Raw genomic sequence first — 17,919 nt, forward strand, 5'->3', positions numbered from 1 at the left:
GCCGGGCCCGGCAGCCAGCTTAAGGGCTGCCTGTAACGCCCGCGTGACAGCCACCACAGCCATCAAAGCTCAACATATCCATCACGGCGCGTTCATCTTGCGCCGCTACGGTTGCGGGCATGCAGCAAGTGCGCACCCTCTTCCTCTCCGACATCCACCTCGGCACGCGGGCCTGCCAGGCGGAACACCTGCTGGAATTCCTGCGCGACTACCAGGCCGAGCAGACCTACCTCATCGGCGACATCGTCGACTTCTGGGCCATGCACCGCAGCATCTGCTGGCTGCCCAGCCACAACACCGTCGTCCAGAAGCTCCTGCGCCGGGCCCGCCACGGGGAGCGCATCGTGTTCATCCCCGGCAACCACGACGAGGTGCTGCGCGACTACGTGGGCAATGCCTTCGGCGGCGTCGAGGTGCTCTCCGAGGCGATCCACGAGACCGCCGACGGCAAGCGCCTGCTGCTGATCCACGGCGACATCTTCGACCAGGTGACGCGCCACCACCGCTGGGTGGCGGTGCTCGGCGACGTGGCCTACAACCAGCTGGTGCGCCTCAACCTGTGGCTGTCGTGGGTGCGCCGCAAGCTCGGCTGTTCGGGCTACTGGTCGCTGGCCGGCTACGCCAAGCGACGCATCAAGACGGCCCTGAACTTCATCTTCGATTTCGAGGATTCGGCCATCCACCACGCCCGCGAGCGCGGCCTCGATGGTGTGGTGTGCGGCCACATCCACTGGGCCACGATCAAGGAAGTCGGCGGCCTGCTGTACGTGAACTGCGGCGACTGGGTGGATTCGTGCACCGCCATCGTCGAGCACTTCGACGGCCGGCTGGAGCTGGTGGTGTGGGGCGCTGGCCGCCCCCTCGCGCTGCCCGCGGCGGCCGACGACGACACACCCCAGGCCATCCCATCCCCCGCCGCCGAAGCTGCCGGCGTTGCCATGAAAGCCTCCCGATGATGCGTGTGCTGATGGTTTCGGACGTGTATTTCCCGCGCATCAACGGCGTGTCCACCTCGATGGAAACCTTCCGCCGGGCGCTGGCCGGCGAAGGTGTCGAGGTGCGCCTGGTGGTGCCCCGCTACGACGACGAGCCCGACGAGCTGGGCATCATCCGCGTGCCCGGCCGGCGCCTGCCCAACGACCCGGAAGACCGCCTGGTGTCCTGGCACGGCATGCACCGCCGAGTGCTGGAAGCCGCCGCCGACTGCGACCTGATCCACATCCAGACGCCCTTCATCGCCCACTACGCCGGCGTGGCCGCCGCACGCCACCTGGGCATGCCGGTGGTCGTCACCTACCACACGCTGTTCGAGGAATACCTCCAGCACTACGTGCCCTTCCTCCCCGCCAGCTGGCTGCGCGGGCTGGCCCGGCGCTTCTCGCGGCGGCAGTGCAACGGGGTGGATGCGGTGGTCGTGCCCTCGTCGGCCATGGCCGGTCGGCTTGGCGGCTACGGCGTGACGACGCCGATGGAGATCCTCCCCACCGGCATCCCCCTGGCGCGTTTCTCGACCGGCGACGGCAGCGCCTTCCGCCAGCGCCACGGCATCAGCGCCGACCGCCCGCTGGCGCTCTACGTGGGCCGCGTCGCCCACGAGAAGAACATCGGCTTCCTGATCGACGCCTTTGCCGAGGCGATCCGCCACAGCCCCGACGCCCTCCTCCTCATCACCGGCGAGGGCCCGGCGATGGACGACCTGCGGCGGCAGGCCGCGCGGCTCGGGCTGGAGGCCTCGGTACGCTTCCTCGGCTACCTCGACCGCGAGCGCGACCTGCCCGACTGCTACGCCGCCGCCACCCTGTTCGTCTTCGCGTCCCGCACCGAAACCCAGGGTCTGGTGCTGATCGAAGCCATGGCCGCCGGCACGCCGGTGGTGGCGCTGGCAGCAATGGGCACCGCCGACATCCTGGCCGATGCGCCGGGCTGCATCGCCGCACCCGATGAGCCCGGCGCCTTCGGCAGGATCGTCGGCACCCTGCTGGCCGATCCGCCCGCCTGCCTGGCGCTGGCCGAGCAGGCACCGATCACGGCTGCAGGATGGTCCGACACCGCGATGGCCGGTCGCCTGGCCGACTTCTACCGCAAGACCCTGGCGCGCCATCCGGCCCACCGCCGGGTCGTCCCGCCCACGGAGCGCCCGGAAGCCGTGTCCTGAGCATCCGCCCAAGCCCGAATCACCGTCGAAACCCGGAGGAGCCCCAGCGATGAACAGCGTCTATTGCTACCACTGCATGACCTACCATCCACCGGAAGCGATGCAGAAGATCGTCAGCGGGGGCCGTGCCCGCTGGCGCTGCATCCGCTCCATCGAGGCCAGCCGACGCCCGGTGAGCGAGCGCGACGCCTTCGGCCAGCAGCAATCCCAGCGCAACCTGGCCCAGTCCCAATCCCTGCGGACGCAGGCCTTCCGCGTCACCGGAAGCAGAAAACCGCTTCCATCCAGCATGACGTCATCAAACTGAAGCCCGGCGCGTGAATACTGCAGCGCTTCGCCACTTGAACCGGAGCGCCCTCATGCATGAAATCGATGGCCTGCCCGCCTGGCTGTGCCACGTGCTCCGCTGGATCACGGAAACCACCCGCGCGTCGCGGCTCGCCCGCTTGTCCACCCTCGGCCTGCAGATTCCCCGCGACAGCGCACCTCAGGCCGAGCGCTGGCTCCACGAACGCTGAACCAGCCAGCCGGGCCCCGCCCCTCGTCGGATCACCCGCACCCGAGCGGGGCGGGGGCCTAAGGTGCGCGTCGACATCACCTGTCGATGGAGAGACCCGCAGCCCACGCGCGTCGAGTGTCAGCACATGCTGGCGCGAGCCATCGCGCATTTCAGCCCGATTCCCTCAGCCCACCCCGTTCGCAGACTCAGGATGGGCGACGTGTGGCTCCAGGTCGGCCGCACTGCCCGGTTAGCGTCGCCAGCATTCGCACGACATGAGCTCGGGCACACTTTCTGCTGCTTGCCACGGGTAATCCCCCAACCCCAACCCAGCGGCAATTCTTGCCGCAAAGGAGGCAAGCGATGACCATTCGAGAAGTCGGCACGCCGATGACGGCAAGCCAGCGCCGCAGTTACCGCGAGGCCCCGGACAGCAGCTTCCAGGAGACCTATCGGGCAGCCTTCCAGGCCCGGATGGCGGCGGGCAGCGATGGGCAGGTGAGCGCGGAGGTGCGCACACTCGAGCGCCTGCTCGGCACGACGCATACGGAGCTGTCGGCGCTGCGTGGCGTCAGTGACGCAAGCCAGGCTGCTTACGCGGCGATCCTGAACAAGGCTTACGACGCAGGCGACCTGGGTGATGCCCGCCAGTTTCTGGCGACGCTGTCAGCCCTTGAGCTGGACGCGGTGCGCCAGAATCATGGCCTCGCAGACCCCATCGATACCGCCGCGCTCAGTGAAGAAGGCGCGGCCAACCTGCTCCTGCCGGAGGGCTATAGCGTTGATCTGAACCACGACGGAATCGACGAAGTAGGCGCCGCGCGCACCGCTCATTTCCCACCCCGGGACGCCCCCGCCGAATTCCGCGAAGCGTGGTTCCAGGCCACGGCAGGCATGGACGAAGGCAGCATGATGACCTACGGCCTGATGATGCACGGCGCCATCTACGGCATGCAGATCGACGGCCAGAGCCAGGGACCGCGGTACGCACCAGACAACATGGACAGCTATCGCCGGATCGTCAGCGACTACCTGGCTTCGCTGGAGGCTCAGAAGGCCTTTCTGGCCGACGGGCAGTATGAACGCGACAAACGTTTCTTTACCCAGTTGGAGGCGTTGCTGAACACCTGAAGCCCTGGCCGTTCATCGACTATGGATGACAGGGGATCGAAAACGTGAAACGGGTGCCCCCGCGCCTGCCGGCGGCACATCCGACGCTTCCACCGTGGGCATGGACGATGGCCAAACCCAATCCGCTGCCACTACGATTACGCGCTCGGGCGTCGTCACCGCGGACGAAGGCCTCGAAGATGTGGGCCGCCACCGCTTCGGGTATCCCCGGCCCCTCGTCCTCGATGCCGAGCGTGAACGCCTCGCCATCGCATTCGCCTTCAACGCACAACACCCCGGGCGTTGCATAACGGCGCGCGTTCTCCAGCAACGCAATCACGACCTGCCGGATACGCGCCACGAGAAGCAAGCAGGCACGTGCGTGCGGTATGTAATCCCGCCAGGTAGTGCTCCAGATCGAAACTGGCACGCCGGAGCGGGGCTCCACAGTCACCGGCATAGAAGCGTACGGGAGGCTTCCAGTCTTCCGGAGTTGGTCGGGATCGTCCGCGAAAGGAGCAACGAGGGAGCAACACCCCGGAAAGCAAAAAGGCCAACCCCGGAGGATTGGCCTAAGTGCTTGTTTCTGTTGGTGCTGCTGACCGGAATCGAACTGGTGACCTACTGATTACGAATCAGTTGCTCTACCGACTGAGCTACAGCAGCAGCGAGCCGCGGATTATACGGGACAGCGCATCGGGCTTCAAGCCCGCAGATGCACGCTATTCGCGGATGATCCGCCAGTTCACGACTCGGGGTTCGCCGGACTCGGACACCGTGTTGCCGTAGATGCTCGACTTGCCCTTCACGTCCGTCCCGAGCACGCGGATGCTCGATCCAACGCGGACCAGGGTGGTATCGGCAAGGCCGCCCACGATGGGGTCGGTCATCTCGACCTGCTTGTAGAGGCCGCTCTCCAGCTTGTAGAGCACGCTCTGGCCGGTACCGTAGTGAACAGCGTAGACGATGGCGTTGCCGCTGGCATTGCAGGGGTCGTCGTTCATGATCGAACCCACCCAAGTCACCACGCCGTCGTTGGCCTGCAGGCTCAGGATTACCCGTTCGGTAACGCCGGCGTTGGAGCCCGTGAGGTCATAGCGCCAGCCCATCGGCTTGGCACTGTCGAGTTTGGCGCCTTCGATCAGGTCCGTGACCTCCACCAGATTGCTGCGCGTCACCGGGAAGAAGCCGCCGGACGGGAACGGCACCTGGTAGGGCTTGCTGCCGAACGCGCGGGTCTTGGTGCCATCACGCACGGCATACATGGATTGCTGCTGGGTGTTCCCCTGGTCTTCAGAAGAAAGCAGCCGGCCGGTACCCACAAACACGTAACGCTTCAAGTCATCGGCCGAATATTCGATCTTCGGCGCGGTGGTGATCGGCTGCCCGACGCCGCCGGTGGAGAACTCGGCAATCCTGGTCACCGGCGGGAGATCGTCTGCCGGATTGCTGAAATCGAAGCGCCACAGGTTGCCCTTGAGATCGCCGCCATAGACGTAGTCGAGGGTGTAATCCTGATAGCTCGGCGTGTAGCCCTCGACCTGTGCAAAGCCCGACGGGGAGCTTGCGCTTCCGGAGTCAGAGCCGGTGTAGACCGGCGAAGAGCCCAGCAGCTCGCCGGTCTTGGCGTTGAGGATGAACAGCGCGCCCTGCCCAGGCTTGGTGCCGCCGATGTTGTTGTAGCCACCGGTCAGGATCACCACCCAACCCCAGCGGCGGGTTTTGGCGATGAGCGGACGACCGAAGCTGAAACCCATGTCGGGATGGGTGAACTCCCACAGCACGCGGCCGGCGATCTCGTCCTCGGTGAGCGAATCGGAAATGTCGGTGACGTCCACTGCAACGAAGCTGCGGCCGCCCTTGCCCTGGCCCGCGACCAGAATCGTGCGCCAGTCGGCTTCGGCACCCACGCCGAAGGAGTCGAGACGCGCGCCGGTACGGGCGAAGTCCACGTCCCGGATCTCGGGCGTGGCGTTCATGTAGTAGTGGTGCGAGTAGGTCTTGCGGGCGAGAGCCTGGATGCCGCTGACTTCCGGGTTGAGATCCGGCCCCTCGTAAACCGAATAAGGCACCAGCGCAAAGACTTCCTGGCCGCCCTTCGTCCCTTCGGAGGCATCGAAGGCGTGCAGCATGCCGTCGTTGGCGCCCACGAAGATCAGCGGGTTCCGTGCCGCCTTATCCGCCTTGAAGCGGGTATACCCCGGGTTGTAGGACTCTGAGTAGGTGGCGCTCGGCTTGCCGAGGTAGACCACCTTCGAATCGACGATGTCGCCCAGCAGCGACGCGCGCTGGCGGTACAGGTTGCTCACCGCGGCAGTGGATTCGTAGGTGCGGTCGCCGCGCAGATAGTTGAGGATGCGCTCGCCGTCCGCCGGGTCGCCGGTGGGGGCCGACGACGTCTTGCTCAGGTTGAGACGCTGGGTCGGGCTCAGGTTGGACCAGCGGAAGGCGGTGCCCTTGAGGTCGGCCGGGGTCGGATCGGTCAGGGTCTTGTCAGTCGGCGCGAGGGTCACGATCTTGCGGCCCGAGCTGCCCTGGGCGTCGACCTTGGCGGCGGCGTGCCACAGGGTCGTCACGTCCAGAGAATCGTCGGAGGCAAGCTTGTTGACCTTGGAGGCCGTGATGTCGCCCGACCAGGACGTCGCATCATACGAGCCCTGATAGGTGTTGGCTCCACCACTGGAGGCATTGACCTGGGAGCTCGACAGCGCCGCACCGGCTGCCGCCCCCGAACCCGAGGCAATGCTCTGGAACGCGCTGCGCAGGCCGGCCACCATGGAATCCGGACTGTCGGCGGTGAAGTAGTTGTTGGGCAGCGGGTCGCCATCGCGGGAGCGGATCGGCACGCCCGAGGTGGTCTTGTCCACCCAGATGTCCTTGGACGAATCGAAGGGCCCCGGCGGGGTTGCCTTGCTGGGCTTCTTGTAACCACCGTACTTGGCGGCAAGCCAGTACTGGTTCTTGGAAACGTAGCCCACCTCCATCACGTCCATCCAGTAGGTGTCCACCGTCTGGATGCCTTCGATGTCGGTGCGCAGGTCGTTGGAGTGGGCGTAGTAGGCCAGACCGGCGATGTAGTAGCTGCCGTTGTAGATCGTCTTGGCGCTCAGACCGGGGATGCCCTCCAGGGCGCCGACTTCGTCGGTCCAGGCCTTGGCGGTCTTGAGGGAACCCATGTTCGAATCGACGTCGGCCGGATAGCCCAGCGGCGAGCCGGACAGGTTGAAGTCGAAGTTGCTGTTGGTGTCACCGATGCCGACGATGTAGTTCTTCTTGCAGGAGAGCGGGCCCTTCTTCGGGTACTTCGCGTCGGTGGCCGGATCGTTCCAGCTGGTGAACACCGGGAAGTCATCGCGGTTTGCGGCGTTTACGCCAGACACGTAGGACTTGGTCGGCTTGAGGTTCTTGAAATATTTGATCGCCTCGGCATAGAGCTCGCTCACCGGATCCCACATCTTGTACGACTTGGATTTCTGGCCAAACTTGTTGAGGTAGTTGATCGTGCCGCTGTAAGTCACACCCTGCGCCGCCAGCATGTTGTAGGGGTCGGTGACGAAGGCGCCGGTTTCGGTGATCTCGGAATCGACGCTCTGGACCATCGCCCGCAGCACACCGCCATCCTTGTAGATGTTGGCGACACCGTCGGCGTCCCAGTTGTTGTTGTCGTTGAGGAGCAGATAACCGAAGGCCCCGAAGTACATCTTGTCCTTGTACTGCTGGATCAGGCCGACCGGCTTGTAGAGGCTCTTGGTGCCCGAGGTGTTTGCGTACTTCTTGCAGTTGCCTTCGAGCAGCGTGCCGGTGCCGTCCGGGTCACGGCAGACCTCGACCCTCACGTTGAGGAAGGTGTAGCTGTCACGACTGTCGAGCTTCAGCGCGAACTGGAAACCCTGCCCGCCATTGACGATCAGGAGCGAGCTGCCCGAGGTGACCGCGCCGGAAGAGGCACCGTAATCACCGGGATTGGTGTAGTTGAGGATGTCCTTCCCGTAGATGTTCTTGTTGGGAAACTGGTACATGAACTCACCCTGCCGCGCCGCGTAGGCCCGCTCGAGGATGGTCTGCGCGACACCGCCGTCGGTGAAAGACTTCGGCGTGTCGGTGCTGCGATTGCCGCCCGTGAGCGCCCACCGGAAGATGTCCGCGCCCTGCATCGTGGCCCAGTTGAGGAAGTGGCCGCTCCACGCACCCGAGCAGGTGTAGTTGGAGCCCGCCTTGCTGATCGGCCGGAAGTAACCGTCGGCACCGCCCACATATTCGTAGCACTTGTAGGGATCGAAGTAGCCCAGATACGGCGCCGCGGCCGTGCCGTCAAAGCCACCCTTGAACGCGCGGTTCATTGCGGTCGGGAACTCCACCGACATGGTCAGCAGCACGTTGGCCGGCACGTCGGCAACGAGGATCGGCTGATCAGCCAGCGGCGTCTTGGCAGCACCGGCCGGGCCCGCGATGCCGATGGCCAGCGCCGCGGCAGCGAGCACGCGAGACAGGCCGGATCGGCTGACGAAAGTCGATATCTTCATATGCAACATCCTTCTCGACGTTTCTGGGTTACTTGACGCGAGTAGTGACCGTAGCCTGGACGTAGGTCTGCGTGTTGCGCACACCGTCGCTACGAATGGTGATCCGGTAGAGCGGAAGGGAGATGGAGCCGGGCTTGTCCTGGCGATAGGAGCCACCCCGTTCGTAGCGGTCGGAAACCGAGCACTTCTTTTCGTCGGACGGGCCGTAGTCGGAACACATCCGTTCGATGATGAAGCGGGTTTCGTTGCCGCCTTCCAGCGTGCCATCGGCCTTGTTGGGCTTGATCGTCGAGAACTTGGCGTCGAAGGTCGTCTTGTCCTTGAGGACCAGCGGAATGCCGTTGCCGTCGGTTTCGAGCAGGCGCGGCGAGTAGTTCATCGCCACCCACTTGGCCACCACCCCAGCGCAGTCCGGCGAGGTTGGCACGCAGTTGGCAAGCAGGCCGTCGGTGAAATCCTTCGACTGCATCGCCTTGAACGCGGCGTTCATGCCGACAGTGGTGCGATTGACCGAATCGCGCTTGAAGGCGAGGTTGCCCGACAGGATCGAGGAGGTGTCGATCGACCGGAGGGTGGAGACACCGCCGAGCATCATCACGACCAGCACGACGAGCACGACCGCGAGCACTGCCCCCCGCGACCGGCTCGGACGTGACGAAAAGTGAGGGCGAACACTGGAAGCCATGACGATACCTAGGATTTCGGGGTGGACTTCATGTTGCGCAGGGGAATGACCCAGTCGTACACCTGATAGCCGTAGCGCTGCTCGGCGGATTCGAGCTTGCGGGTCACCTTGCGGGCGTCGCTCAGGTCGCTGAACAACACGATTTCGGTGAGCTTGGCATCGGTGATGACGAGCTGGGGCGAGCGCACCACGACGCCGATCCGCACGGCCTTGATCTGATCGATCTTCTGCTCGGTGGCGGTTCTGCCGTCCATCAGGTCGGCCAGCGTCCAGCCCGCCTCGCCGGGGGAAATCCATTCATCGACCACGTTGTCGTTGGCCGTGCCGCCCACACCGTTATCCACGCCGTAGCGCACCTTGAAGAGCACGACGTTCTCGCCGAAGGGCATCATTCCGGTGCGTTGCAACAGGTCGTACTCGACCAGTTCGCCACCCTCGTTCACCGAGATCAGTGAAAACGTCGGCCCGGCCTCGCGGCCCAGGTGGAAAGCCGACGGGCTGTCGGCGGTTGAAACCAGCGCTCCGTAGGACGCGGCGCCAATGTTGAGCTTGATGTTGGTGTACGACGCCGGCGCCGTGACCGCGCCCTCGGCCGGCATCACCTTGAGCCCGTACGAGGCGTCGGCAACCGCCTTGCCCCCCGAGAAATCGGACGCCACCTGGACGATCTGGCAGTCGCCGGGGCCGGCGGCCACATCCTGGGGCACTGCGAGGAGCAGGTCATCGACCGCCAGGCCGGTGTTGGCGATACCGACACCGTTGGGGTTGGCCACGTTGAGTGTCTTGCCATCGCTGTCGAAAGGCACGTCCCGGTTGCTGGAGGCCGAGCTGCCCGAGATCACCAGCGCGATGTCGGAATTGTCACCGCCATCGAGCACACCCACCGGCAGCACCCGCACGTTCTTGGCGAAGCCGCTGAAGGGATCCGGATAACTCGCCGCCGGCAGCAGCGCCGTCTTGCCGCGCGTCGCCAACAGCTTGCAGCCCCAGATGTTCCGCCCCTGAACCAGCGAGGCGCCGGCCTCCTCGAACAGCATGCCGAGCCGCGCCCCGATCAGGGACGCCGTCTGCACGGTGTCGGCCGCACCGCTGACGTTGCGGCGGAAGGTCTCACTGCCCGAAAACGAACGCATGACGACGAGGGACGCAATCACGCCGATGGCCATGCCGACCACCACCTCGATCAGGCTCACGCCAGCTTGGCCACGCAGTCGCGGCAGACCCGGAACAAATCTGGTGCGCATGGGCAATCCTAGAAAAGCAGCGCCTTGGTTTCGTAGACGCCCTTCACTTCGCGCCCCCCCTTGTCCAGCGTGGTGCCGGGCATCGTCCACTCGATGCGGACATTGACCAGCATGGTCTGGGAGGTGGCCGAGGTGGTGAAGGTCGGCGTGACGACCGGATCGGGCAGACGGCTGCCGCCGACGACCCGGTTGGTCACCCAGTTGGTCAGATCGCGCCCGCCGACGGCGTAACCCGACTTGACCTTGGTGATGTCGGAGGCGGCCATCTTGGCGACGAGTTCGTCGGCGAGCATCGCAGCCTCGGTGCGGAAACGGCTGTCCGAGGCGATCTTGGCGGAGGCGGCCTGGAAGCCGATCAGCCCCAGCAGGCCGAGGGAGAAAATCAGCAGCGCCACCAGCACTTCAAGCAGCACGTAACCGGCTTGCGCCTTGTTCTTCTTCATGATCGATCGCTCCATCACGGCTTCGGACATTTCTCGGCCGACACCAGCGGCAGGCACGCGAAGGGCTTGCCGGAGGTGATTGCCGGATCACAGGTCCGGATGCCGCCACCCGGGGTGACGAACACGCACATCGCGCGATCCGCGCCGGGACGGGAGACCCGGAAAATCTGGTATTCGGTGATCGGCGCGCCCTTGATGTCGAAGACCCGGCCGTTGCCGCTGAAGACCACGTTGGCCGGCCCCTGGATCGCCACGTCGGCCGAGACGTCCTTCATCCGGAAGACATTCACGTAAGCCAGGGTGATGTCGGAAAGCGGTGCGAAGTCGGCGTCGAGGACCCGCGACGCCCAGTTGGCGCCGTTGGCCGCGGCGGTGAGGGTCTTGATGGAATCCTGGCTGGGGGCGTCGTTGGTCAGCAGGAACTCAACCCGCTGGTTGCGGCGGATCGCCTCGGCCTCGGCCTGACGCAGGCCGTTCTGGATGATCTCGGCAGCCGAGCCGACAGAGTTGCGCCGCACCCAGTCGCCCAGCTGCGGCACGCCGATCGCCATCAGGATGCCGACGATCGAGACGGTGACGATGAGTTCGAGGAGGGTCGCGCCACGCAGGCGGCGGCGTTGCGTCGTCAGCATGAGGTCTGGGCCTTGGTCTTCAGCCAGCAGGGCTGGGCTGCGGAGACCGCAGGCGTCTTGGAGGTCTTTTCGCCGGACTGGTTGATCGTGTAGGTGTAACCGTCCATGGTCTTGCCGGACGTGCCCTTGGCGGTCAGGGTGAAGGTGGTGTTCGAACACTCGACGGTGATGCCGAAGGAGGTGTCCTTGAAGAGGCCGGAAAGATCCGGGCAGGCCGCTCCGTCGACGTAATAGCTGCGCATCGAGTTGAAGGTCTGCTCCATCCGGACCTTGGCCTCGGCCAGCGAGCCGGTCGCCTCGGCAATCTTGCTCTGGGTGATGTGGGACGTATAGGAGGGCACCGCGATCATGGCCAGGATTCCCGCCACCACCGCCACAATCATCAACTCGATGAGCGTCACGCCACGCTGCTTTTTCATTCCACATCTCCTTTCAGCTTACGATGCCATCGCCCTGCCTGTAAGGCGAGCCCCACTCGACCAGCGGGAAGCCAAGCCCGACAGGCGGCAGCGGGCCCCGAAAACGATGGGCTATCGTGCACGCCATCGCCTCCCGAGCCCTCGATGACCTGCCTGTCGGTGCCCTCCTCCACGCCTCCGTCCAGCCCCTCGCCGCTCCGGCTGCTGGGCCTCGCCCTGGTCCTCTCGGTGATCGCCCACGTCCTCGTGGTGAGCCTGCTCGCCCGGCCTGGCACCGATCGCACCGGCGGCCACGGATCGGCGTCGGCACCGCTCGTGGCCCGGCTCGCCAATCCGCCCAGGCCGGCCGCCCGCCTGGCGACACCCCCGGCGCCCCACGCCTCGCACGCAGCACCCCGCCCTGCGCCCAGCCATCCTGAGCCAGCGCCGGATGAAGCCGCAAACGCCACACCCGCTGCCGGCCCGCCCGACGCACCGGCCGAAATCCCGGCCAGCTATCTGCCCCTGGCCGGCCTCTCCCGTGAGCCCGAACTCGTCACCGATGTCCCGCCCGACATCTGGCCGCCGCTGCCCGACGCGCCGACCGGTGTCTTCCAGCTCGAACTGGCGATCGGCCCCGACGGCGCCGTCGATCTTGTGGTGCCGCGCTGCGAGCCGGCCCTCTGCCCCGCCGCCAACACCTACGCCGAGATCGTCCGGCACTGGCACTTCCAGCCGGCGGAAGCCCTCGGCCGGCCGGTACCGAGCCGCCTGAAGCTCGAATTTGAACTGGGCGATCCGGCCTCAGCCGGCGATCAGGCGCCGCGCCAGTAATCCGGCCGGGCGAAGTAGCCGCGCAGGTGGTCGATCAGCAGCCGCACCCGCAGCGGCAGCCGGCGGTTCTGGGGAAACACCGCGTAAATGCCGGTGGCCGGTGCGGCATAGTTGTCGAGCACCGACACCAGCCGCCCTTCGGCCAGATCCCGCTCCACCTCCCACATCGAGCGCCACGCCAGCCCGATGCCGCCCAGCGCCCAGTCGTGGAGCACGGTGCCGTCGTTGCACTCGAAGCGCCCCGACACCTTGATCGTCCGCACCTGCCCCGGCGACTCCAGATCGGCGAACACCCAACCCCGCTGCGGGTCGAGGGACAGGCAGTCGTGCCGGGCCAGATCCTCCGGCCGCACCGGCGCGCCGCAGCGGGCCAGATACGCCGGGCTCGCCACCACCACCCGACGGTTGTCGGCGAGGCGCACCGACACCAGGCTCGAATCGGTCAGCTCGCCGATGCGGATCGAGCAATCCACGCCTTCATTCACCAGATCGACGAGACGATCTGACAGATCCAGGCTGCAGGTCACCTCCGGGTTGGCCGAGAGGAAATCCCGCACCAGCGGCGCCACGTGCCGCCGCCCGAAGCCCGCCGGCGCCGACACCTTGATGTGCCCGCTGGCCTTCACGCCGCCCAGGCTCACCGACGCCTCGGCATTGGCGAGGTCGTTCAGGATGCGCTGGCAATCCTCCAGAAACGCGCTGCCTTCAAACGTGAGGCTGAGCCGCCGCGTCGAGCGCACCAGCAGCTTCACCCCCAGCCGTTCCTCCAGCGCGTCGATGCGCCGGCCCATCATCGCCGGCGTCACGCCCTCGGCGCGCGCCGCGGCCGAGAGGCTGCCGCGGGTGGCCACGCTCACGAAGGTTTCGATTTCCTTGAAGCTGTTCATTTAATACTAAAAGTAAAAAATCATTTGATTTTATTATGGCTTCTTTTTTCTTTAATCGTTGAATAAACTTCGCGGCATTGCAACAAAACCGATCCGCTCCAGGCCCCCGAACATGGCTCAGCCCGCACCGTCCGCAACCCGAATCCAGGCCGTCGCCTTCGATGCCTTTGGCACGTTGTTCGACGTCTATTCGGTCGGCCTGCTGGCCGAGCAGCTCTACCCCGGCAAGGGCAGCCAGCTGGCCGAGCTGTGGCGCCAGAAGCAGATCGAGTACAGCTTCATCCGCACCCTGTCGGGCCGCTACAAGCCCTTCTGGGAAATCACCCAGGACGGCCTGGTGTTCGCCGCCGCCCGCCTCGGGCTGGAGCTCGACGCCGCCCGGCGCACCCAGCTGATCAACCAGTACGCCTGCCTGTCGCCCTTCCCCGAGAACCTCGGCGTGCTGCGCGCCCTCAAGCGGGCCGGCATCCCCACCGCGATCCTCTCCAACGGCACACCCGAGATGCTCGCGGTGGCCGTCAAGAGCGCCGGCATGAACGGCCTCTTCGACCACCTGCTGTCTACCGACACCGTCCAGCGCTACAAGCCCCACGCCGACGCCTACGCCCTCGGCCCGGCCGCCTTCGGCTGCCCGGCGGAGCGCATCCTCTTCGTCAGCGCCAACGGCTGGGACGCCGCCGGCGCCACCTGGTACGGCTACACCACGTTCTGGATCAACCGTGGCGGCCAGCCCGTCGAGGCCCTCGACGTCGCGCCCACGGCCAGCGGCCGCACGATGGACGACATGCTCGCCTTCATCGAAGGAAAGCAGCGATGATGGACGCCAGCCAGATCCTCCTCGTTGGTGGCGGCGCCTTCCTGGCCGGTGGCATGAATGCCATGGCCGGCGGCGGCACCTTCTTCTCGTTTCCGGCGCTGCTCGCCGCGGGCGTGCCGCCGGTGATGGCCAACGCCAGCAACTCGGTGGCCATGTGGCCGGCCAGCCTCTCCAGCGCCTGGGCCTATCGCCGCGAGGTGAGCCGCCATCCGCGCTGGACGGCGCTCCTCGTCGCCCTGTCCTTCGTGGGCGGGATCTGCGGCGGGCTGCTGCTCCTGTCCACCTCCAACGCTGCCTTCTCGCGCCTCGTGCCGTGGCTGCTGCTGGTGGCCACCGCGCTGTTCGCGTTCTCGGGCCAGGTGTCGCGCGTCGTTGCCGCCGCCAAGGCCCGGCTCGGGATGGGCAAGGCCGAAGGTGGCACGCCGGGCGGCATCGGCGGGCTGGTGTTCCAGTTCATCGTGGCGGTGTACGGCGGCTTCTTCGGCGCCGGCATGGGCATCCTCACCCTCGCCGCGCTGGCGATCCAGGGCGTCGAGGACATCCAGGAACTCAACGGCCTCAAGAACCTCACCTCGGCCGTCAATTACACCGTGGCCGCGGCGACCTTCATCATCGCCGGCGCCATCAGCTGGCCCCACACGCTGCTGATGATCGCCACCGCCATGGTCGGCGCCCTCGCCGGCGCCAGCCTCGCCCGCCGCCTGCCGGCCATCTGGCTGCGCCGGCTGGTGGTGGCAGTAGGGGCGGCCCTGAGTGTCATCTACTTCATCAAGACTTATTCTTAACGCACTTCAACCTTCACCATCAGGAGTCACCATGAGCCTCACCCTTCCCGCCGGCATGCAGATCAACGCCCCGATCCTCCCGGGCTACGAATCCATCCTCACCCCGGAAGCCCTCGAATTCGTCGCCAAGCTGCACCGCGCCTTCGAGCCCCGCCGCCAGGAACTCCTGAAGGCCCGTGTCGAACGTCAGGCCCGCATCGACGCTGGCGAAATGCCCGACTTCCTGCCCGAGACCAAGCACATCCGCGAAGGCGACTGGAAGGTTGCCCCGCTGCCCAAGGCCCTTGAGCGCCGTCGCACCGAGATCACCGGCCCGGTCGAAGCCAAGATGATCATCAACGCCTTCAACTCGGGCGCTGATTCCTACATGACCGACTTCGAGGACTCCAACAGCCCGAAGTGGGAAAACCAGATCCAGGGCCAGATCAACATCTACCAGGCCATCCGCCGCGAGCTGTCGTTCAAGAACGAAGCCGGCAAGGAATACAAGCTGAACGACAAGATCGCCACCCTGCAGATCCGTCCGCGCGGCTGGCACCTGGATGAAAAGCACGTCACCGTCGACGGTCAGCGCGTCTCCGGCGGCATCTTCGACTTCGGTCTGGTGTTCTTCCACAACGCCAAGGAACAGATCGCCCGCGGCGCCGGCCCCTTCTTCTACCTGCCGAAGATGGAAAGCCACCTGGAAGCCCGCCTGTGGAACGACATCTTCGTGATGGCCCAGGACCACATCGGCCTGCCGCAAGGCACCATCAAGGCCACCGTGCTGATCGAGACCATCCTCGCCACCTTCGAGATGGAAGAAATCCTGTACGAGCTGCGCAACCACTCCGCCGGCCTCAATGCCGGCCGCTGGGACTACATCTTCTCGTGCATCAAGAAGTTCAAGAAGAACAAGGATTTCTGCCTGGCCCAGCGCAGCGCCATCACCATGGAAGTGCCCTTCATGCGCGGCTACGCCCTGGCCCTGGTGCAGGCCTGCCACAAGCGCGGCGCCCCGGCGATGGGCGGCATGTCCGCGCTGATCCCGATCAAGAATGATCCGGAAGCCAACGAAAAGGCCCTGGCCGGCATCCGTCACGACAAGACCCGCGACGCCAACGACGGCTTCGACGGCGGCTGGGTGGCTCACCCGGGCCTCGTCGCCATCGCCGCCGAAGAGTTCCAGAAGGTGCTCGGCGACAAGCCCAACCAGTGGGAAAAGCAGGTCGAAGGCAAGTTCGGCCCCGAGCAGTGGCTGGACTTTCGCCCGACCACCCCGATCACCGAAGCGGGCCTGCGCAACAACATCAACGTCGGCATCCACTACCTGGGCTCCTGGCTCGCCGGCAACGGCTGCGTGCCCATCCACAACCTGATGGAAGATGCCGCCACCGCCGAAATCTCCCGCTCCCAGGTGTGGCAGTGGGTGGTCAGCCCGAAGGGCATCCTGGACGACGGCCGCAAGGTCACCGTCGAGATGGTCCGTCCGATGATCGCCGAGGAACTCGCCAAGGTGAAGGCCACCGTCACCGCCCAGGGCGAGGACACCGCCAGCTACGACCAGGCCGCGGTCATCTTCGACAAGATGTCCCTGACCCCGGAATACCCGGAATTCCTGACCCTTCCGCTGTACGAAGCGATGGAATGATCGGTCGGCGGCCAGCCTGCTGAATCAGACGGCGCCTGGGGAAATCCGGCGCCGTTTTTCATTTCCGGCGAAATCCGCGGCTTCCCGGCGAAAAACGCTGGGCATACGCACGCTCGCCGCCAGCGCCGCCCCATCACATGCCATGCGGCTCGAAAAATTGCCAGGAAGCACATCATCACTTGATCTACGTTTTCACCATCGGGGCGTGAAAATTTCCACAAAATACCGTCGAAATTTTTTACAGTTGTTTTAGAAACCGAATTTCATACAAAAGATTCCCCTTTATTTGCATAAACTTACAAATAGGGCACAAATATTGCTATCCGTCAGGCGTTTTCCAATTTTCCGGACCTAACGCCATGAAATCCGCCCAGAAAAAGATCATCGGCGCAGCACTTCTCAGCCTTGCACTGCCGCTGACTGCCCAGGCCACGGGAACCCTCCAGAACGATTACGTTCTGGCCGGTGTCAGCGACTACGGCACCCTCGGCTCCAACAAGACGGTCTCTCCGGGCATCCTGTTCGACCCGACCGGCTCCAGCATCTACGGCATCAACGATTTCCTGACGCCGGGCACCCCGCTCGAAGGCTTCTTCATCACCTCTTCGGCCGGCAACTACCAGAGCAACAACACCGGGCACGGCTCGAACTCCTTCGTCGGCTTCACCATCGACCAGATCTCCTCCACCGTCGTGAGCGCCAGCGCCAGCTCCCTCGACGGCGTGCTGGGCGTGAGCAACCTGTACTCGCTCACCACCATCGGCGGCCGTTCTGCGATCGAGATCACCACCACGCTGACCAACAACACCGCCAGCGTCCTCACCAGCCTGAACTTCCTGCGTACGCTCGATCCCGATCCGGACGTCAACGCCTACAGCGTGTACGACACCACCAACGTCACCCTGTCCGACGATCAGGCCTGCGCCACGGGCGCCCGCACCGGCCAGACGATCTGCGCCTTCACCGCCGCCACCTACCGCCACAAGGCCGGCGTCAGCGCCAGTTGGGCCACCAACCCCGCCACCTACCTGGCCGGCACCAACAGCGGCAACGGCGACTACACGATCGGTATCGGCTTTGACCTGGGCGATCTGGCTGCCGGCGACAGCCTGACGCTCACCTACGGCTATGCCCTCGGCGAGACCCTCGACATCGCCTCCGGGGGCAGCACGGGCGGCGGCGCCATCCCCGAACCGAGCTCGCCTCTGCTGATCGCCACCGGCCTGCTGGGGCTCGCGGCCATCCGCCGCTTCAAGCGCAAGCAGCGCTGAGCATTG

The 17,919-nt window shown here is 65.5% G+C and carries 18 protein-coding genes and 1 tRNA gene; 10 read left to right on the forward strand and 9 right to left on the reverse strand.

Annotated features, from left to right (window positions below):
• Positions 1–119 precede the first annotated feature (119 nt).
• The 5 genes from QQK25_RS09375 to QQK25_RS09395 all read left to right on the forward strand — a co-directional run bounded on the left by QQK25_RS09375 (position 120) and on the right by QQK25_RS09395 (position 3,785).
• Positions 120–956, forward strand: coding sequence for a UDP-2,3-diacylglucosamine diphosphatase (locus QQK25_RS09375; RefSeq protein ID WP_284187682.1), 837 nt, complete (start codon positions 120–122; stop codon positions 954–956).
• Entirely contained in the window at positions 956–2,155 is a 1,200-nt protein-coding gene (locus QQK25_RS09380) for a glycosyltransferase (RefSeq protein WP_284187707.1), read from the forward strand. The genes QQK25_RS09375 and QQK25_RS09380 overlap by 1 nt, the downstream gene beginning before the upstream one ends.
• Positions 2,156–2,204: 49 nt before the next feature.
• Positions 2,205–2,462 (forward strand): hypothetical protein, encoded by a 258-nt coding sequence (locus tag QQK25_RS09385; protein ID WP_284187683.1) that lies wholly within the window; start codon positions 2,205–2,207, stop codon positions 2,460–2,462.
• A 52-nt stretch (positions 2,463–2,514) separates the two neighbouring features.
• The gene (locus QQK25_RS09390; protein WP_153159616.1) at positions 2,515–2,673 is read left to right on the forward strand and encodes a hypothetical protein; all 159 of its coding nucleotides are present in this window, start codon (positions 2,515–2,517) and stop codon (positions 2,671–2,673) included.
• A 344-nt stretch (positions 2,674–3,017) separates the two neighbouring features.
• On the forward strand, positions 3,018–3,785 hold the full coding sequence (locus QQK25_RS09395; RefSeq protein ID WP_284187684.1) for a PDZ domain-containing protein: 768 nt from the start codon (positions 3,018–3,020) through the stop codon (positions 3,783–3,785).
• 19 nt (positions 3,786–3,804) lie between these two features.
• Here QQK25_RS09395 and QQK25_RS09400 read toward each other — a convergent pair whose 3' ends face one another.
• The 8 genes from QQK25_RS09400 to QQK25_RS09435 all read right to left on the reverse strand — a co-directional run bounded on the left by QQK25_RS09400 (position 3,805) and on the right by QQK25_RS09435 (position 11,710).
• Positions 3,805–4,125, reverse strand: a complete 321-nt coding sequence (locus QQK25_RS09400) for a sensor histidine kinase (RefSeq protein ID WP_284187708.1) — start codon at positions 4,123–4,125, stop codon at positions 3,805–3,807.
• Positions 4,126–4,354: 229 nt separating this feature from the next.
• Positions 4,355–4,430, reverse strand: a tRNA-Thr gene (locus QQK25_RS09405).
• Positions 4,431–4,486: 56 nt separating this feature from the next.
• Positions 4,487–8,287 carry a pilus assembly protein gene (locus QQK25_RS09410; protein WP_284187685.1) on the reverse strand — a complete coding sequence of 1,267 codons (3,801 nt, stop codon included), beginning with the start codon at positions 8,285–8,287 and terminating at the stop codon, positions 4,487–4,489.
• Positions 8,288–8,315: 28 nt separating this feature from the next.
• Positions 8,316–8,915: a hypothetical protein gene (locus QQK25_RS09415; RefSeq protein ID WP_284187686.1), complete on the reverse strand. Its 600-nt coding sequence runs from the start codon at positions 8,913–8,915 to the stop codon at positions 8,316–8,318.
• A 65-nt stretch (positions 8,916–8,980) separates the two neighbouring features.
• Positions 8,981–10,216: a PilW family protein gene (locus tag QQK25_RS09420; RefSeq protein ID WP_284187687.1), complete on the reverse strand. Its 1,236-nt coding sequence runs from the start codon at positions 10,214–10,216 to the stop codon at positions 8,981–8,983.
• Between the two features lie 8 nt (positions 10,217–10,224).
• Positions 10,225–10,659 (reverse strand): type IV pilus modification PilV family protein, encoded by a 435-nt coding sequence (locus QQK25_RS09425; protein ID WP_284187688.1) that lies wholly within the window; start codon positions 10,657–10,659, stop codon positions 10,225–10,227.
• 14 nt (positions 10,660–10,673) lie between these two features.
• A complete protein-coding gene (locus tag QQK25_RS09430) occupies positions 10,674–11,291 on the reverse strand; it encodes a GspH/FimT family pseudopilin (protein WP_284187689.1) in 618 nt (205 codons plus the stop codon).
• On the reverse strand, positions 11,285–11,710 hold the full coding sequence (locus tag QQK25_RS09435) for a type IV pilin protein (RefSeq protein WP_153159709.1): 426 nt from the start codon (positions 11,708–11,710) through the stop codon (positions 11,285–11,287). Before QQK25_RS09435 ends, QQK25_RS09430 begins: the two co-directional genes overlap by 7 nt.
• 144 nt (positions 11,711–11,854) lie before the next feature.
• Between QQK25_RS09435 and QQK25_RS09440 the strand changes: the two genes are divergently transcribed.
• Positions 11,855–12,523: an energy transducer TonB gene (locus tag QQK25_RS09440; RefSeq protein WP_284187690.1), complete on the forward strand. Its 669-nt coding sequence runs from the start codon at positions 11,855–11,857 to the stop codon at positions 12,521–12,523.
• On the opposite strand, the gene QQK25_RS09445 is transcribed toward QQK25_RS09440, so the two are convergent.
• Complete coding sequence (locus QQK25_RS09445; protein WP_284187691.1) at positions 12,505–13,410, reverse strand: LysR family transcriptional regulator; 906 nt, start codon at positions 13,408–13,410, stop codon at positions 12,505–12,507. The genes QQK25_RS09440 and QQK25_RS09445 overlap by 19 nt on opposite strands.
• 112 nt (positions 13,411–13,522) lie before the next feature.
• On the opposite strand from QQK25_RS09445, the gene QQK25_RS09450 reads away from it, so the two are divergent.
• From QQK25_RS09450 to QQK25_RS09465, 4 genes are all read left to right on the forward strand, one after another.
• The gene (locus QQK25_RS09450; protein WP_284187692.1) at positions 13,523–14,227 is read left to right on the forward strand and encodes a haloacid dehalogenase type II; all 705 of its coding nucleotides are present in this window, start codon (positions 13,523–13,525) and stop codon (positions 14,225–14,227) included.
• Entirely contained in the window at positions 14,227–15,012 is a 786-nt protein-coding gene (locus QQK25_RS09455; RefSeq protein ID WP_284187709.1) for a sulfite exporter TauE/SafE family protein, read from the forward strand. Before QQK25_RS09450 ends, QQK25_RS09455 begins: the two co-directional genes overlap by 1 nt.
• Before the next feature lie 31 nt (positions 15,013–15,043).
• Entirely contained in the window at positions 15,044–16,642 is a 1,599-nt protein-coding gene (gene aceB / locus QQK25_RS09460) for a malate synthase A (RefSeq protein ID WP_284187693.1), read from the forward strand.
• Positions 16,643–17,001: 359 nt separating this feature from the next.
• Complete coding sequence (locus tag QQK25_RS09465) at positions 17,002–17,913, forward strand: PEP-CTERM sorting domain-containing protein (RefSeq protein WP_284187694.1); 912 nt, start codon at positions 17,002–17,004, stop codon at positions 17,911–17,913.
• Positions 17,914–17,919: the final 6 nt, after the last annotated feature.

This window comes from Zoogloea oryzae (genome assembly GCF_030161255.1).
GTDB classification, from domain to species: domain Bacteria; phylum Pseudomonadota; class Gammaproteobacteria; order Burkholderiales; family Rhodocyclaceae; genus Zoogloea; species Zoogloea oryzae.

Bases quoted from the DNA above. Each gene is read 5' to 3' on its own strand.
- QQK25_RS09375 (WP_284187682.1), top strand. From the start codon at position 120: ATGCAGCAAGTGCGCACCCTCTTCCTCTCCGACATCCACCTCGGCACG.
- QQK25_RS09380 (WP_284187707.1), top strand. From the start codon at position 956: ATGCGTGTGCTGATGGTTTCGGACGTGTATTTCCCGCGCATCAACGGC.
- QQK25_RS09385 (WP_284187683.1), top strand. From the start codon at position 2,205: ATGAACAGCGTCTATTGCTACCACTGCATGACCTACCATCCACCGGAA.
- QQK25_RS09390 (WP_153159616.1), top strand. From the start codon at position 2,515: ATGCATGAAATCGATGGCCTGCCCGCCTGGCTGTGCCACGTGCTCCGC.
- QQK25_RS09395 (WP_284187684.1), top strand. From the start codon at position 3,018: ATGACCATTCGAGAAGTCGGCACGCCGATGACGGCAAGCCAGCGCCGC.
- QQK25_RS09410 (WP_284187685.1), bottom strand. From the start codon at position 8,287: ATGAAGATATCGACTTTCGTCAGCCGATCCGGCCTGTCTCGCGTGCTC.
- QQK25_RS09420 (WP_284187687.1), bottom strand. From the start codon at position 10,216: ATGCGCACCAGATTTGTTCCGGGTCTGCCGCGACTGCGTGGCCAAGCT.
- QQK25_RS09425 (WP_284187688.1), bottom strand. From the start codon at position 10,659: ATGAAGAAGAACAAGGCGCAAGCCGGTTACGTGCTGCTTGAAGTGCTG.
- QQK25_RS09430 (WP_284187689.1), bottom strand. From the start codon at position 11,291: ATGCTGACGACGCAACGCCGCCGCCTGCGTGGCGCGACCCTCCTCGAA.
- QQK25_RS09435 (WP_153159709.1), bottom strand. From the start codon at position 11,710: ATGAAAAAGCAGCGTGGCGTGACGCTCATCGAGTTGATGATTGTGGCG.
- QQK25_RS09440 (WP_284187690.1), top strand. From the start codon at position 11,855: ATGACCTGCCTGTCGGTGCCCTCCTCCACGCCTCCGTCCAGCCCCTCG.
- QQK25_RS09445 (WP_284187691.1), bottom strand. From the start codon at position 13,410: ATGAACAGCTTCAAGGAAATCGAAACCTTCGTGAGCGTGGCCACCCGC.
- QQK25_RS09450 (WP_284187692.1), top strand. From the start codon at position 13,523: ATGGCTCAGCCCGCACCGTCCGCAACCCGAATCCAGGCCGTCGCCTTC.
- QQK25_RS09455 (WP_284187709.1), top strand. From the start codon at position 14,227: ATGGACGCCAGCCAGATCCTCCTCGTTGGTGGCGGCGCCTTCCTGGCC.
- aceB (WP_284187693.1), top strand. From the start codon at position 15,044: ATGAGCCTCACCCTTCCCGCCGGCATGCAGATCAACGCCCCGATCCTC.
- QQK25_RS09465 (WP_284187694.1), top strand. From the start codon at position 17,002: ATGAAATCCGCCCAGAAAAAGATCATCGGCGCAGCACTTCTCAGCCTT.